The sequence below is a fragment of the Cupriavidus pinatubonensis genome (assembly GCF_019602855.1).
In the GTDB taxonomy this organism is placed as follows: domain Bacteria; phylum Pseudomonadota; class Gammaproteobacteria; order Burkholderiales; family Burkholderiaceae; genus Cupriavidus; species Cupriavidus pinatubonensis.
The window spans coordinates 179,274-193,427 of record NZ_CP080769.1 but is presented as its reverse complement, the minus strand read 5'-3'; the positions used below and the strand labels follow the sequence as shown (position 1 = coordinate 193,427).

The 14,154-nt window shown below is 61.5% G+C and carries 15 protein-coding genes; 8 read left to right on the top strand and 7 right to left on the bottom strand.

Annotated elements, in window-relative coordinates:
- Positions 1 to 300 precede the first annotated feature (300 nt).
- The 3 genes from K2O51_RS32795 to K2O51_RS35710 all read left to right on the top strand — a co-directional run bounded on the left by K2O51_RS32795 (position 301) and on the right by K2O51_RS35710 (position 1,964).
- Positions 301 to 729 carry an antitoxin Xre/MbcA/ParS toxin-binding domain-containing protein gene (locus tag K2O51_RS32795; RefSeq protein ID WP_011295776.1) on the top strand — a complete coding sequence of 143 codons (429 nt, stop codon included), beginning with the start codon at positions 301 to 303 and terminating at the stop codon, positions 727 to 729.
- Positions 729 to 1,196 (top strand): RES family NAD+ phosphorylase, encoded by a 468-nt coding sequence (locus tag K2O51_RS32790; RefSeq protein ID WP_011295775.1) that lies wholly within the window; start codon positions 729 to 731, stop codon positions 1,194 to 1,196. Before K2O51_RS32795 ends, K2O51_RS32790 begins: the two co-directional genes overlap by 1 nt.
- A gap of 360 nt (positions 1,197 to 1,556) precedes the next feature.
- Positions 1,557 to 1,964 (top strand): DUF6884 domain-containing protein, encoded by a 408-nt coding sequence (locus K2O51_RS35710; protein ID WP_342394121.1) that lies wholly within the window; start codon positions 1,557 to 1,559, stop codon positions 1,962 to 1,964.
- A 509-nt stretch (positions 1,965 to 2,473) separates the two neighbouring features.
- On the opposite strand, the gene K2O51_RS35390 is transcribed toward K2O51_RS35710, so the two are convergent.
- Both K2O51_RS35390 and K2O51_RS32780 read right to left on the bottom strand, forming a co-directional pair.
- Complete coding sequence (locus tag K2O51_RS35390) at positions 2,474 to 2,794, bottom strand: Txe/YoeB family addiction module toxin (protein ID WP_011295774.1); 321 nt, start codon at positions 2,792 to 2,794, stop codon at positions 2,474 to 2,476.
- 238 nt (positions 2,795 to 3,032) lie between these two features.
- Entirely contained in the window at positions 3,033 to 3,245 is a 213-nt protein-coding gene (locus tag K2O51_RS32780) for a helix-turn-helix domain-containing protein (RefSeq protein ID WP_235679957.1), read from the bottom strand.
- A gap of 513 nt (positions 3,246 to 3,758) precedes the next feature.
- Here K2O51_RS32780 and K2O51_RS32775 point away from each other — a divergent pair.
- On the top strand, positions 3,759 to 4,838 hold the full coding sequence (locus K2O51_RS32775) for a DUF6884 domain-containing protein (protein ID WP_235679958.1): 1,080 nt from the start codon (positions 3,759 to 3,761) through the stop codon (positions 4,836 to 4,838).
- 1,162 nt (positions 4,839 to 6,000) lie between these two features.
- Here K2O51_RS32775 and K2O51_RS32765 read toward each other — a convergent pair.
- Positions 6,001 to 6,504 (bottom strand): hypothetical protein, encoded by a 504-nt coding sequence (locus tag K2O51_RS32765; protein ID WP_041680714.1) that lies wholly within the window; start codon positions 6,502 to 6,504, stop codon positions 6,001 to 6,003.
- Positions 6,505 to 6,741: 237 nt separating this feature from the next.
- Between K2O51_RS32765 and K2O51_RS32760 the strand changes: the two genes are divergently transcribed.
- Together K2O51_RS32760 and K2O51_RS32755 are read left to right on the top strand one after the other, a co-directional pair.
- On the top strand, positions 6,742 to 7,653 hold the full coding sequence (locus K2O51_RS32760) for a tyrosine-type recombinase/integrase (RefSeq protein ID WP_041680713.1): 912 nt from the start codon (positions 6,742 to 6,744) through the stop codon (positions 7,651 to 7,653).
- Positions 7,654 to 7,790: 137 nt separating this feature from the next.
- A complete protein-coding gene (locus tag K2O51_RS32755; RefSeq protein WP_041680712.1) occupies positions 7,791 to 8,225 on the top strand; it encodes an HU family DNA-binding protein in 435 nt (144 codons plus the stop codon).
- Between the two features lie 77 nt (positions 8,226 to 8,302).
- Here the strand turns inward: K2O51_RS32755 and K2O51_RS32750 are convergent, their stop codons facing one another.
- On the bottom strand, positions 8,303 to 8,752 hold the full coding sequence (locus tag K2O51_RS32750; protein ID WP_182142296.1) for a hypothetical protein: 450 nt from the start codon (positions 8,750 to 8,752) through the stop codon (positions 8,303 to 8,305).
- Between the two features lie 211 nt (positions 8,753 to 8,963).
- Between K2O51_RS32750 and K2O51_RS32745 the strand changes: the two genes are divergently transcribed.
- Complete coding sequence (locus K2O51_RS32745) at positions 8,964 to 9,254, top strand: hypothetical protein (RefSeq protein ID WP_140952663.1); 291 nt, start codon at positions 8,964 to 8,966, stop codon at positions 9,252 to 9,254.
- A gap of 1,351 nt (positions 9,255 to 10,605) precedes the next feature.
- On the opposite strand, the gene wrbA is transcribed toward K2O51_RS32745, so the two are convergent.
- The 3 genes from wrbA to K2O51_RS32730 all read right to left on the bottom strand — a co-directional run bounded on the left by wrbA (position 10,606) and on the right by K2O51_RS32730 (position 13,003).
- Positions 10,606 to 11,232 (bottom strand): NAD(P)H:quinone oxidoreductase, encoded by a 627-nt coding sequence (gene wrbA / locus K2O51_RS32740; RefSeq protein WP_011295766.1) that lies wholly within the window; start codon positions 11,230 to 11,232, stop codon positions 10,606 to 10,608.
- A 21-nt stretch (positions 11,233 to 11,253) separates the two neighbouring features.
- Entirely contained in the window at positions 11,254 to 12,204 is a 951-nt protein-coding gene (locus K2O51_RS32735) for a ring-cleaving dioxygenase (protein ID WP_011295765.1), read from the bottom strand.
- 112 nt (positions 12,205 to 12,316) lie between these two features.
- A complete protein-coding gene (locus K2O51_RS32730; protein ID WP_011295764.1) occupies positions 12,317 to 13,003 on the bottom strand; it encodes a nitroreductase in 687 nt (228 codons plus the stop codon).
- Between the two features lie 184 nt (positions 13,004 to 13,187).
- Between K2O51_RS32730 and K2O51_RS32725 the strand changes: the two genes are divergently transcribed.
- Positions 13,188 to 14,099, top strand: a complete 912-nt coding sequence (locus K2O51_RS32725; RefSeq protein WP_220632200.1) for a LysR substrate-binding domain-containing protein — start codon at positions 13,188 to 13,190, stop codon at positions 14,097 to 14,099.
- Positions 14,100 to 14,154: the final 55 nt, after the last annotated feature.

Below are 14,154 nucleotides of genomic sequence, written 5' to 3'. Positions count from 1 at the left end.
CAGCCATTTGTGCAAACCGACGTCGGGGCCCGCATATTTGTTATGTACCGCAACAATTTAACATAAGCCTTATTATGAGAAAGATGTGTATAAGGCACTTTTGTGCTTGCTGACGCCTACTGCGGACCCTCCCGCAGCCTGGGAAATAATTAAGTTGGAAAGTCGGCTGCGCGCCGCCGGGCATGCAGCAAAGGGAGCACACAATCCATATGCGTCTCGTAAGAATTGATTGCGCGCCGCGCAATAAAGATCATTTGGCTTATAATTAGGTATCAGTTGATCCATAAACAGGGGCTGCCCATGTTGGTCGTTTCGCCCGAAGCCATCAGCGCCATGATGGCGCTGTCGCCGCCGCGGCTATCCATCGCCGAACTGGACGCCGCGGTGCGCCAAGGGCTGCCCAAGTCCGCGCTGCGCGAGATCGTCGATCACGTGGTGCGCAGCTCCGAAGAGCGCCGTGCATTGATGTCCCGCATCGTGCCAGAGGCCACCTTCAAGCGCCGCAAGGATCGACTTACGCCGGACGAGTCTGAGAAGACCGAACGGCTGGCGCGGATATTTTCCACCGCGAACTTCGTCTGGGACAATGAGGATGACGCACGCGCGTTTCTCGCTGCAGCACATCCGCTGCTCGGCGGCAGCAAGCCGCTGGACGTGGCCATGACGGAACTCGGCGCCAGGCGCGTTGAGGATCTGTTGTGGCGGCTCTTCTACGGCGTGTCCGCCTGATGCGGATCTTCCGGATTGCGGACAGTCGGCACGAAGTCTGGAACGGCACGGGCGCCATGCTGGTTGGCGGACGCTTCAATAGCCCCGGGCGACCGGTGATCTACTGCGCGCTGAGCTTTGCCGGCGCAATGCTCGAGGTGCTGGTGCATGCCCGAATCGGCAAGGTCCCGCGCCATCACGTTCTGGTGATTGGAGCGGTGCCCGAGGACCTGTCGGTGGAACGCGTCGATGCTGGCCAACTGCCTGCCGGCTGGGACATGCTCGAAGACCCCCGCGCGGCTCAAGGCTTTGGCGACCGCTGGCTGGCCGAGGGCCGATCCGCGGTTCTGGTAGTGCCGTCCGTGGTGGCTCGCCTGGAGTGGAACGCTCTGGTCAATCCCACCCATCCTGACGCGGCACGGATCCAGGTTTCCGCAGCGGAGCCCGTGCAATGGGATGACAGGCTTTTTTCCCGGCATCCGATGTAAAGAGGCGCCGGCGCCTGTGTGTCCCCTGCCCTCAGCTTGACTGCGTCTCGCGCTGCTCACTGCGAGCCAGACGCGCTTCGGCCTGCTAGCGCGCTACCGCGCGCTCCATGGTCTGGTGCCCATGCCATTGCCGGACGAATGCACGCCGGCCGTCACGAGCATCGCCGGCGACCCCAACCGTGCAACTAACGTCGACGGCCACTTCCTTGATAGCCCCGGGAGGTGTTCCGCCGGGCCTCGCCTCATCCCCTAACCCTCGGCTCCGCGGAAAGCTGCGATGTGCATCGACTGCGCGCAGCGCACCCTTGACTTTGCCGCTGCACGGGTACGCTGGAAGCATCATCGTGAACACCGCGTCCCATGCTTTCCACACCCTCGCAACTCTCCCTGTTCCCAAACTCGTTGGAGCGGACCGACCTCACCAACTTCCCGGCACTACTGCTGCTCGCCTGCTCGGGCACGAAGCTGGATCGGCCAGCTCGCGCTATCGACCTCTATCAAGGCGTCATGTACCGGTCCTATCGCGCGCACCTTCGCAGCGACGCGGCCCCGCACGTGCTGATTCTGTCTGCGCGGCATGGCTTCCTCGATCCACATACAGCGATCGCGCCCTACGACGAGTGCATGACACCGCAGCGCGCTGAGCAGATGCTGGCCGACCTCCTATCTTCAGCGCACGGCCTGGCCCCCGCGAGTCGGCAAGGTGATACTGGCCGGGGGGCAGCAATATCGCCGCGTCATGCGCGCCGCGCTGACTCGTCGCTATGACGTACTACCGCCGTTGCTGCAGGAGACCGAGGGCGGCATCGGCATGCAACGATCCCAACTCGGCGCGTTCCTGGACGGTCTCGCGTCGCCTTTCAGCGAACCGTTCGGCGAGCACCCCAATGGCACCCCGCTCTATCGCCGGTATGGCTGGATTGAACCGGCGCCATCACTAACCTCGTTTATCGAGCTGCGCCATCCCTCCCCGCCCGTCAAGCTCGTGTGCTCGCGCTGTTCGAGGGACCGAGCGGCCCGACCGCCGATGTCGAGATGGAGGAGATCGTCCGCGGCCACCCGAAGATTTCCGCGCGATGGGTCAGCGTGAAGGATCTACGCCCACTCACGATGCAGGAAGCTGCATGACCCACTTCGACCGAACGCTGCTTCGCCAGGCCGGCTATAACGGCTTTAGCGCCTTTGCGGGACGAACCGCGACGAGCAGCGCGGGTTCATCGGCCCCCCTGGCGCTGACCCGGGCATCGTCGAGCAGTTGTGCCAGGAACCAATCTGACCTACTTGTCGCCGTAGTGGTAACGGCAGGCGGCGATGTACACCGCGTCGTCGTCAGCGGTGTAAACGAAGCGGTTGGCATCGTCGATGCGGCGTGACCAGGCGCCCGCTAGGTTGCCCTTCAAGGGCTCGGGCTTGCCGATGCCCTCGAACGGGTCGCGCTGACACATCGTTTCCATCCAGCTGTCGTACTGTTCCTGCGACATGATGACGGCGTTCGGCGCGTCGCGACGCGTGATCAGCACGGCGTCGTGATCGTCGATGGCTTGGTCGATGACCGCCTTCAGGTTGTTGCGGGCATCAGAGAAGTGAACGGTGCGCATGGATGGCTCCCTCCGGTTAACTTGTTCAACTGCCGCAGCCAAGGGGCTGGGACATAGTCGCAGAGCCCGCCGTGTTGGCGAAGCTCCTTCGAGGAGGCAGTTCTAGTAGCTGGCTCCGTGGTTCCAGTCCTGATCGCCTTGCAAAATTCGGCCACCCTGAGCGAGAGGTCCTGCGCGTGCGTCAGGGGCGCGGTCCCAATCGGCGCCGATGCACGCCAACTGATCTGGGCCGCGCATGCTATTCCCACGTTGCCAAGTCACCGGTCCTGACCGCATGGCCCGCAGCCTGCTCGAGCAAGGGTGCATGCGCCTTGGGCACGACCAGCATTGTCAAACCCAGTCCGTCCAGCACACGCAGGACGTGCTCGAAATTAACCCCCTTGCCATTCTCTAGCTTGGACAGCATGCCGACCGAGACACCGCAACTCCTCGCCGCCTGATCAATGGGCATCCCGCCCCTTGCCCGAGTAGCTCGGATGCGATCACCCAGTTGCTGAATAGTACGAATGGTTGCGCGCGAAGGAGGCGTCGAATCAGGGAGTGGTCGTGGCATGGCGGGGGGGGGGGAAGCCAGAAGGCAGGCGGGCGTCCGGTTTCTTTCACTATAGTGAAATTATACGTGAAGCTGGATGACGGTCGCAGGCGAGCACCATCCGCCTGGGGGTGAACGCTGCGAGGGACCCGGCTGCCGGACGTAACAAGCCACCGGCAGGTAAGGTGACAGCAAAGAAAGCGACCCAGTCGGCTGTCTCGACAACCCGCAAACCGCCTGCGGATGCGAAGCCTGCGGAGGGCAATAAATCGGTCACAAAGAAGCTGCCAGCCAAGCCGTCTGTTGGGCCACGTCAATCCACCTCGGTAGATATCAATTGCCGGTGGCGCCGACGTTGGGGCGTGGCGCGCAGTTGCCTTGACTTTGGTGGTGGGTCTGTAGAGTGAAAAGCATGCAACGCGACTCCACGCCATGCTTTCGACCACTCAGCTTCCCCTCTTCCTCCTTGCACCCAAAACCCGCCAGAATGCCGGCGAGCAGGCGCTGCTCCTGATGGCCTACTCGGGCACAAAGCTCGATCGGGATGCGCGTGCCATCGACCTATACCGCGGCGTGATGTACGCATCGTACCGGGCGCACGTGCGCAGCGAGGCGGCGCCCCGCGTCCTGATTCTGTCCGCGCGTCACGGCTTCCTGCAGCCCGATAGCGAGATTGCACCGTACGACGAGCGCATGACGCGGCAACGCGCCGACCAGACTCTGGCCGACTTGCCTCGCTACCTGCAGCCCGCCGCCTGGCCAAGCCGCGTCGGCTTGGTGCTGCTCGCTGGTGGCGCCGAGTATCGGCGTGTCATGTGCGCCGCGCTGGCCCACCGGTACGGCCCCACGCTGCCTGCTCCACAGGAAACCAGTGGTGGCATCGGCATGCAGCGGTCGCAACTCGGCGCCTTCCTCGACGGATTGAAGCCGGCGCTCCGCGACCAGATCGGCCAGCAGGCCAACGGCACACCGCTCTATCGCGCATATGGATGGATCGAGGCCGGCGCCATCGCCACCCTGCTCTACCGGGCCACGCCCGCTCTTCCCTCGCGCAAGGCTCGCGTGATGTCGGTCTTCAATGGGCCGAGCGGCCCCACCGCCGACGTCGAAGTGGAAGAGATCGTGCGTGGCCGCGCGAAAATATGCCCGCGTTGGGTCAGCGTCAGGGACGCTCCATCCTTCCACCGAGGTGCCGGCATGAGTGATTTGGACCGAAAGCTGCATCGGGATGCGATTGAGCTGTGCCAAACCCGGCCAGCAACGCCCGAGAAACTCGTAGCGCTGGCCCATGCAGGGCTGAAGGCGTGGGCGAGGGTCGGCAATCTGCAGTTCGCTCCCGAGAAGTGGTACGCACTACTGCAAGAGATCATGCGCTACTGCGCCTGGGAATGTCTGCTAGCGTGCTGCTTCGCATCTAGGGCTGACATGAACGCCACCTGGTTGAAATCTAAGGCCCGAATTAAGCGGCTTCTACGTAAATCTCTTTGTCGCCCTGTGGGACGGGTTAGCTAGACGGTACGACGATGATCTTGTCGTGCTGGTGGGAGGCTTTGTCGAGCTCCTCTTCCAAGTCATCGGAGATCAGATGCTAACGGATTGCCGCATCGCTCCCAGGGCCACGATCGCGGCGCTGGCCCCAGGTTGAATGCCAACCGAGCCGTTCACACCCTTTGTTCCGCGGAAAAACGCCATCAGCTGCTGGGGAAAGCCTATGCCCTTTGCAATGTGCGGCCAGGCGTTCCATGCCGCCTCTTCAATCCGAATGGGAATTGTCTGACATTGGGCCTCAGCGAACGCCCGACGGACCAATGGCGACATAACTCCTTAAATGCAAAGGTCGAGACTTGCTTTAGGAACAAACCATGTTTCTGCCGATCTATTACATGCTGGTCTGGGGAGTGTGGGCACAAGCAGCGGGCCGAGCTAGTTCAGCAAGGAAAGCCAGGAATGCGCGCGGCTCCCACGGACAGGAATTTTCGCCGTACATCTCATCGCTTTGAAAGTCGCGGGCGCATCTTTCTGCGACATGGCGCAATGGTAGCGCGGCGAGGTCATGCCCCGCAGCTTCTGTGTTCAATCCACAGTGCCGCAACAGGTTGTCTCCTTGGCCGGCCAGTCCGGCTTCGCCTGGCAGTCGCCAGGCGCTTTCTATTCCCGCAATGATTAGGCGACTGCGTAGTTTGGCACGCGGCTTGGCCTTGTGCCAGTCATCACAGCGGGGCCAGGGTTGCTGTCGTCGCACTCGCCATGCACCGCCGGGGTCCCGTCCTTTCGCAGGCGCCATTCAGCATGCAATAGCCGGCGAGCAAGGGAGGATCATCGACCCATTGCCGCGCCCTCTCCATTTTGGCCAAGGTGCGCGTCAAGCCCCGTCCTTCAGGGCGGCCTTTGGGCGGCCGCTTGCCTGGCATAGCAGCATCGGCAGGGCCTGCTTCAGATCAGCCGGAGCGGTGCCGGGACCGCCCAACCCCTCCTTGAAGCAACCGTGAGAAAATTAACGCAGCCCTCCATGAAGAGTCCGTGCCTCTTAAACTGGCAGGCGCTTATGACTAGATCCAGCGTGGCGTGTGGTCATGCAGACGGACTCGCGTGGCTCGATCTAGATGTTGTCGCCCGTTTGAAGTGGCCCCTTCGCAGTGGAGGCGTCATGTCCCGACGGGCATGCGGCACCGCACTATTGCACTTTCTTGTCTTCACGTTTCGCTTCCGCCATCGCCTCCGGCTCTAACTCCTCTGCCGACCGGTTCAGGTAAACGAAAAGCCCCCAGGCGGCAAGAAGCAAGCCTGTCGATGCAATCAGTTCGGCCGCATATCGAAGCTGCGAGGGATCGTGGTGTAGCGCCTTGAACGTCGCCACGAGCCCTTCAATGGCAAGCGCGACGACCACGACCACGAGGAATCGCGACATAAAACGTCGTACCCGTGTTGGTGCGCTCACGTCAGCCGCCCGTATGACCTCTTCCTCTACGATGGTTTCGGCGATCTGCAACGCGACAACCGCTCCGGCCAGCAGCCCCAAAGCTTCAATGATGGATTGCGCGGCTGACTGGTCCCATTGACTCGCAACTGCTGTCCATCCGATGCGAGCTGCTATCGCGATCAACATCAGTGTCGCGCAAGTGAAGAGAACTGCCATGAGTCCATGGATTACCTTAAAGAAGCGCACAAAAATCTTCATTTCTTGGCTCTTCTGAGCTGCAGGTGAATGATCGATACCGTGGTCGATCCATTTTCTCTGAAAGACGCAGCGGCGTCTCCTCTGCCAGTCTCGGGGATCAAACGCAGAAGTGAATTCTTCTTGAAGTTTCGAGATTGTCAGCCCTCGCGGCCGAAAATCCAGTCTTGCGGGCGAATATCCGCCTCGGCGAGGCGGCATGGCTGTGCGAAAACGCAATTTCAGTATATAACGGCATCTATGGCTGACATGGACGTACTCTGGCGATCGAATCCCACCCTCGCCTATCGCGACTGGCAAACCCGCGAAGCCGCCGGCGCCGACAAGCGCCCCTTCTCCATCCGATCAATCGTCCAGCACCAGGCGATGTTTGAGCACTTCCGCCGACACCTGATGGCCCGGGGCACGACTGTCATAGCTTTCAGCGCCGACGATATCGAGGCCTTCTGGCGGACCGCCGACGCGCGAACCTACACACAGACGACTCGCGTGCGCTACGTGAAACTGCTGGACCGCCTCTGTCGACATCTCGTCTTCGTCGGCGTACGGAAAGACAATCCGGCCGCCAGCTTGCTCCAGTCCGTGCGTTGGCCAGACGACGAACCCGAACCGCAATACCTCGACAAGGGCTTGGATCGGCGTCTTCAGACCCATCTCCAGTCCTCTGTCGAAGACCTTGCTGACTTGCGCAGTCGAGCCATCGTGGCTCTCTTTCTGGCAACGGGCATCACCGCAGCTGAGGCTCGCGCCGCTCGCGTGGTGGATCTCCACCCTGATGCGCAGCCGCCGTACCTCCTCGTCCCGGCACACGGACCACGAGGAGCGCGCACCGTTCATCTGGCCGGGTTCGCCATTCCCCTGCTGAGCGACTGGCTGGCGCGGCGCCAGACGCAAGCGATCGAGGGCGATCTGCTCTTTACCCTGCTTCCCGACGGTCGGCCGATTACCGACATGAGTTTCGGCCGCATCGTAGCTGCTACGCTCACGGCCGTCGGCGCCACCAATGTCGAGATGAGCCCGCGCACGCTGCGCAACACGTTTTGCCGTCGCCAGTTGCTCGCCGGCCGGACGCACGACGACGTGAGCCAGATGCTCGGGCTCACCAGCAATCGGACATGCGTGCGCATTGCGGCCACCATCGGCAAAGGCTAGCCGTTGCGGCCACGCACCAGCCCCTGACCAAAAGGGTTTTCAGCCCTTGCACACGCGCTCACATTTGCTATGCTTTGCCGCAGCGCTGCGCAAGTGAATTTCGAGCGGTCGGCGCGTATTTCCAACTAGACACGACCATGGCCACGAAAGCTAAACCCGTAGCAAAGACTGCAACCAAGACCGCCGCGAAGAAGGCTGCTGCCCCTGCAAAGAAGGCCGCGCCGGCCAAGAAGGCAGCCGCTGCTGCCCCGGTCGCCAAGCCGCTCAAGGACACGTTCAATAAGTCGAGCCTGCTGGCTCACCTGATCGAGCAAACCCAACTGGAAAAGAAGACTGTCCAGACCGTGCTCGCCCACTTGGAAAACACCATCGTCAGCGCGATCCACAAGAAGGGCGCCGGTGAGTTCACCCTGCCGGGCCTCTTCAAGGTGCAGGCCATTCAGGTGCCGGCCACCAAGAAGCGCTTCGGCAAGAACCCGTTCACCGGCCAGGACCAATGGTTTGCCGCCAAGCCGGCCAGCGTCAAGGTCAAGGTCCGCCCGCTGAAGAAGCTGAAGGACGCCGCGCTGTAATCCCTGCGCAATCGGCCCAAGCAAAAGAAAAGCCCCGGAATCGCGAGATTCCGGGGCTTTTTTCATGGGATGAACCGTCAGAACAATGCGTGCTGCGGCGTCGCCACCTGTTGCCCTGCCGCCTGTCCCGCCGGCGGCAGGGCGTCAAAGGGCAGCGCCCGCGCGCGCAGTGCTTTCACGTCGTACTCGAGGGTGAGTCCAAGGCGGTCCTTGTAAGCAGTGCGGCGCGCGATTTCATCGTGCTCGGCACGCTGGCCGTGCGACAGCGTCAGGCAGCCGTACTGTGCGTACCAGCGGTAGCCGGCGGTTACTTGGCCGGGCGCAACACCCGCATCATGCGTCTCCAACAACCGATCGAGCTCGAACTCGGAAATGAGCAGCGTCGCTTCCGGGTCAACCGAAAACTGCTGATCGGTCGGTAGCGCCCAGGTCCCAGCCCTCGCCGACAGGACTCGTCCCACAGACTGTACATAACTTACCCCAACCTCCTGTTTTTTGAGGGAATTTGCGCTGTTGGCATGGCGCAATCAGAGCGGGGACACTTCTGTCCTATGGACTACGGACTGAATGTGTAAACAAGTACTTGAGGCGGAGCCTTCCAATACAACTGTACCGTTAGAGATTGCGTGCGCAGTGGCTCACCTCCTTAATTGGCGAGGGACTAGCGCCATCGTTGGAGGAACCAGACGCTGGTCAGTTGGAGCTACCGACCTACACACAGATGCGCGAGCTTTCTTAATGAACGACAACACATATCCTGCAACCGTTATCTACCCAGACGGAACCAGTGCGGCTATCTCGCTCCCCCTGTCGATGGATGCTCGGCTGGGCGTCATACAGAATTTAGTCGGCGGTTGCATCGAGGGCATTCCGCTTTCGTCTGGTCGCTACATGTTCTTGAGTGAAAGCGGGGAGGCTAGCGCCATCAATCAGCTTGCGACAGACATTGCGCGTGCCTCCGAATCCATCATGGCGGATGATCACATTGCGGGCGTGGCTGTAATCGTGCCTATGGAGTTAACGCAATAATGCCGCCAACAAATCGGCACCAGCGCTCTCATTACAGAATTCGAACGACGGTGTTCGGGAACGGCGAGCGTATGCCCATCCTGGTTGATGCTCGATGTGGCTTACCGTTGTTCGACCCGTGCGTTTATGTCTCCACCGAGATCAGGCCAAAGACAGGCTCGGCAGCCACCATCGAACAGGCTCTGCGAGGAGTCCAATTTCTGCTCACTTTCGTTGCAGAACGCCAAATCGACGTTCATGAGCGCTTTGCTGTCGGCCGATTCCTGGATCTGCACGAACTCGATGACCTTTTACGTGCCGCATACCTTCCTTTTGGGCGGACTGCCCTACAAACGGGAAGGTAGTGAGCCTCGATAAGGTGCGCCGGCGCGCGCCGAGGTTAAAGGAGGAACGGATGGTGGCCATTAGCACCATAGCTATCCGCCTTTACTATGCCAGCGCCTACTTGGAATGGATGGGCCAAAGAGCAGCACGGCAAGTATGCAAGACACTCGAGGAAAAGAACAACTACGTAGTGCGTCTTCGAGAGTTCCGTTCTCGTCTGCGCTCCCGGACTCCCAGCGCGCGGGTAAGCTAGGGCCGTCTCGGCTTGACCGCAGACCAGAAAGCCGAGCTACTCCGAATCATCGAGCCAGGTTGCCCCGACAACCCTTGGGGTGGCGCACCCTAAGCACCGCGCCCCCTCCAGCAGCAGGAGTTTCTCGTTGCCTATCAGAGCGAACGTCGTGGACACGGCATGGATACAATCATCCAACTCACCTCTTAGATTCTCACGGACAGCGGCGTGTTTGCCTCCACTATCGCTTCACGAAGGCGGCCCAAATAAGAGGGGAAATAGAAGAAAAGACGGTCTGTTCGAAACCCGCAGAAGGCGGCTTTCCGACGGTGCCTTACATACATCACGATATGACGAAAGCCCGACGTCTGAGGCTCACGGAAGCGGCCGTGTGACTAGAGTTATCCGAAGGCGAGTATGTCAACCAGCATTCCGATTACGGACATCATCCAGACTTGGCTCGACGTCTCGGCTCACCGGCACGCGGCGCCGAGTCGCTCAACTGAAACATGGACGCCGGCGCTGCCACGCGTATGTCGATCCATCGTCAGGCAGATGGCTTTCGTGCTCACTTCGATGATGCTGCTCGGGTCTGCCGAGTTGGCAAACGTCAACTGCCGCAGCCTGGAGACATTTATTGTGGCATCTGGGGCGTGGTAATTGCCGTGACGCTGAGAGCGGGCTCCTGCGCGCCCTCCGGGATCACGCCGAGTGGCGGGTGCGAGCCCCGCAATGACCTTCTGGTCAAGCGGGGGCCGATGTCGTAGTGCCAATCAGGCAGCCCAACTACACGTCTCAGGCTGGCACCGCTTCACATTGCCGGTGCAGGGCTCGCGCCACGCCGGTCACCCTCCGGCCCTGGAATCTCGCCACAGCGAGATGGTCCTCATCTGGCTTGTCCGCGTCGCGGTTCGACACGTGGGTGGCGCCATACGGCGTCCCCGCCTTGAACATGACGGCATCGGCATAGCCGGTCGGCACGATGATCAGTCCGAGATGGGCCATCGTGGGATAGATCGATAGCAGCGTCGATTCATTGCCGCCATGCGTCGACGACGTCGAACCGAACACCGAGCCGGCCTTGCCGTTCAGCTTGCCCTGGAACCAGAGGCCGCCGAGGCCGTCGATGTAGGCCTTCAGCTCGCTGGAGATCGCGCCGAACCGGGTCGGGGTGCCGAACACGATCGCATCGGCCCATTCTGCGTCGGCTTCTGTTGGCGCTTCGTACCGTGCGTTCATGGCGGTGGCGTTTTCCAGCCAACCGGGCGCTTGCTGCATGACCTCCGGACCGACCATTTCGCGCACGCGCCGCAGCCGCACGTCGGCGCCGATCTCCATGGCGCCTTCGGCTATGGCCTGCGCCAGCAGCTCGGTCGAGCGGTTGCGAGAATAGAAGACAACCAGGATCTTGGGTGTGGACATGTCTTTTCTTCATTGGATGGGTTAAACGGCGATCGGCTCAAGCCGGCCCAGCAGTTCTTCTTTGCGCTCTCGCAGCCAGGGTGGCAACTGGAACTCCTCGCCGAAATGCCCCGGTGCCTCGTCGATGGCGAAGCCGATGTCGGTCGTCGCGGCTTCGAAGATCACCCCACCCGGCATCTTGAAATACAGCGAGCGGAAGTAGTTGCGATTGACCGACTCCGACGTGTCGATGTAGCCCATCGCCATCAGGCGTTCCTTCAGGACCATCTGCTCAGCCATGCTGTCGACTGCGAATGCCACATGGTGGACCGTGCCCTCGCCATAGATGGATGAGCCCTGCAAGCGCTCGGGTTCGTGCAGGAACTCCACCACCATGCCGGGGCCGCCCGCGGCAGTCTCGAAGCGGTGGTGCGGGCCGGACTCGCCGACATAGCGGAAGCCGAGCGCGTCCGCCATGAACGGGATCGATTCGGCCACCTCGCGCAGCGACAGAGTGATGCTGTGCACGCCGCGAATGGCAACGTCTGCCGGGATGTCCGGCGAGACGCACGGAGGCCGTGCATCTTGGTCCGTCTCCACGAGGTCGAATTCGATGCCGCATGGGTGTTGGAACTGCTGCCGCCGCTCGCCGAAGCGCTCGGTCACGTCGCAGTCATGCGGGACATTCAGTTGCTGGAAACGGGCACGCCAGAATTTGAGCGAGCCTGCCGGAACCGAGTAGTTGATGACCCGCACCTGCCCGGAGCCGGGACGGGCCTTGACGCCCTTCTGCCTGAATGGGAACGATGTCACGAGCGTGCCCGGATCACCGTTGGCGTTGCCGTAGTATAGGTGGTAGATGGGATCCTCGCCGTCGAGGAGCACGGTCTTCTTCACTAGGCTCTGGCCCAGAACCTTGACATAGAAATCCACGTCCTCCTGTGCGCCGCTCACGCCGGCGGTCAGGTGATGAAACCCTTTGATCATCGACATCAATATCTCCTACGCGAAATCAGGGATGAGAAATGGCACGGCATGTGGCCGATGCCGGGAAAGAAACAAACAAACAGACAGCAACAGGAAGCGCGCTGGAAAGCCCGATCAATCAGCCTTCAATCACGGAAACGAACTCTTCAAGTTCCAGCCTACGCAGCGCCATGTTGTTTTCGGGCAGGCTGTCGTCGGCATAACCGAGCGACATGCCGGCGACCACCATCTCGCCTTCAGGAATGTCCAGTTGCTCGCGCAACACCGCATACTGGAGCGACCAGATCTGCTGCGGGCAAGTATCCAGGCCTCTGGCCCGGGCGGCCAGCATGATGTTCTGCAGAAAGCAGCCGTAGCAGAGGAAGCTGGCCCATTCCAGGCGGCGGTCCATCGTGAAGATCAGGCCGATGGGCGCGTCGAAGAACCGGAACTGGCGTTCGACGTCCCGCCTGCGCCCCGCCTTGTCGCTGCGAGGCACGCCCTGCGCATCTCCAAGCTGTCCACGGAATGTGTTGAAGCGTGCCGAGTAAGGCTCGTGCAGCGGTTTGGGAAAGAAGGGATACTCGGGAGTGAGATTCTCGGGGTCAGCCCGGTAGGCCTCAACGGCGGCATTGGCGAGGCGGTCACGCGCGTCGCCGATCACGACGTAGCAGCGCCACGGTTGGGTGTTGCTGGAACTCGGCGCGTATTTCGCGACCGCGAGAATGTCGCGCACGGTCTCGAGCGGCACCGGGCGCTCACGATGGAAGCCGCGCTTCGCATGGCGTCCGCGAATCAGCGCGTCGGTGATCAGGGCATCGTTCATCTTTGTGTCTCCGCTCATGGCTCTTATGATGGAAGCCAGCTTAGTCTCCGGAAAAAATTTGAGAAGCCGTCGCGCTTGTACGCAGGGTTCCGAAGTTCCGAACGATGTCGGCATTCGGGCAGGCTTCCCATGAAGTACGATCAATCGCCATGTACGACGTTTGCTCTGACCGACAAGGCCGCGAATGCTGGATCTGAAAGACGTATATTTCTTCGTGCAGGTGGTCGACCGTGGCGGTTTTACGTCGGCCGGCAACAGCCTGGGATTGCCCAAGTCGACACTGAGTCACAGGGTCAAGGAACTGGAGGCGTCGCTGGGCGTGCGGCTCATAAACCGGACTTCGCGCCAGTTCACCGTGACCGAGGTCGGGGCGGAGTTCTACCAGTACGCCGTCGCCCTGCTGCAAAGCGCGCAGGTTGCCGAGGAAGCCATGCGTCAGCGGCTTGCCGAACCCAGCGGTGTCATTCGCGTCACGGTAGCGGTGGAATTGGCGCAGTTTGCACTGCGCCGGATCTTGCCAACCTTTCTCGGCAACCATCCCAAGGTCAGCATCATCGAGGTCGCCACGGAGCGCCTCGTCGACGTGGTCGGCGAAGGCTTTGATCTGGCGATCCGTGGCCACACTGCGCCGCTGCAGGACTCAAACCTGATTCAGCGGCCCCTTGCCAGGGCCCCGTGGTTCCTGTTTGCCGGCGCGGACTACCTCGAGCGCGCGCCGCGCCTGGACGAGCCCGCGCAACTCGCCTCGCACACCATCATCGCCATGGGGCGCAAGGGGCCGCCGCAATGGCAACTGCAGGGGCCGCAAGGGCAGACGGTGACCGTCCACATCGAGCCGCGCTTCCAGAGCACCAGCATGATGTCGTTGAAGGAAGCCGCCTGCTCCAATCTTGGCATTGCCGCCATTCCCGGATACATCTGCCGCGCGGAGCTGCACTCCGGCCTGCTGCGGCAAGTGCTGCCTGGCTGGATCGCAGCGGATGCGCGCATCTCCGCGCTCATTCCGTACCGTACCGGGCTGCTTCCCGCAGTGCGATCGCTGGTCGATTTCCTCGCGGTCGAACTGCCCAAGGTCACTGCGTTCGACCATGCCTGAGCCCGGCGTTCGTTAGTCTTGGACGCTGCGTTCAGCGCTGCCAGGCTTACAAGGG

Bases quoted from the DNA above. Each gene is read 5' to 3' on its own strand.
- K2O51_RS32795 (WP_011295776.1), top strand. From the start codon at position 301: ATGTTGGTCGTTTCGCCCGAAGCCATCAGCGCCATGATGGCGCTGTCG.
- K2O51_RS32790 (WP_011295775.1), top strand. From the start codon at position 729: ATGCGGATCTTCCGGATTGCGGACAGTCGGCACGAAGTCTGGAACGGC.
- K2O51_RS35710 (WP_342394121.1), top strand. From the start codon at position 1,557: ATGCTTTCCACACCCTCGCAACTCTCCCTGTTCCCAAACTCGTTGGAG.
- K2O51_RS35390 (WP_011295774.1), bottom strand. From the start codon at position 2,794: ATGCGCACCGTTCACTTCTCTGATGCCCGCAACAACCTGAAGGCGGTC.
- K2O51_RS32780 (WP_235679957.1), bottom strand. From the start codon at position 3,245: ATGCCCATTGATCAGGCGGCGAGGAGTTGCGGTGTCTCGGTCGGCATG.
- K2O51_RS32775 (WP_235679958.1), top strand. From the start codon at position 3,759: ATGCTTTCGACCACTCAGCTTCCCCTCTTCCTCCTTGCACCCAAAACC.
- K2O51_RS32765 (WP_041680714.1), bottom strand. From the start codon at position 6,504: ATGAAGATTTTTGTGCGCTTCTTTAAGGTAATCCATGGACTCATGGCA.
- K2O51_RS32760 (WP_041680713.1), top strand. From the start codon at position 6,742: ATGGCTGACATGGACGTACTCTGGCGATCGAATCCCACCCTCGCCTAT.
- K2O51_RS32755 (WP_041680712.1), top strand. From the start codon at position 7,791: ATGGCCACGAAAGCTAAACCCGTAGCAAAGACTGCAACCAAGACCGCC.
- K2O51_RS32745 (WP_140952663.1), top strand. From the start codon at position 8,964: ATGAACGACAACACATATCCTGCAACCGTTATCTACCCAGACGGAACC.
- wrbA (WP_011295766.1), bottom strand. From the start codon at position 11,232: ATGTCCACACCCAAGATCCTGGTTGTCTTCTATTCTCGCAACCGCTCG.
- K2O51_RS32735 (WP_011295765.1), bottom strand. From the start codon at position 12,204: ATGTCGATGATCAAAGGGTTTCATCACCTGACCGCCGGCGTGAGCGGC.
- K2O51_RS32730 (WP_011295764.1), bottom strand. From the start codon at position 13,003: ATGAACGATGCCCTGATCACCGACGCGCTGATTCGCGGACGCCATGCG.
- K2O51_RS32725 (WP_220632200.1), top strand. From the start codon at position 13,188: ATGCTGGATCTGAAAGACGTATATTTCTTCGTGCAGGTGGTCGACCGT.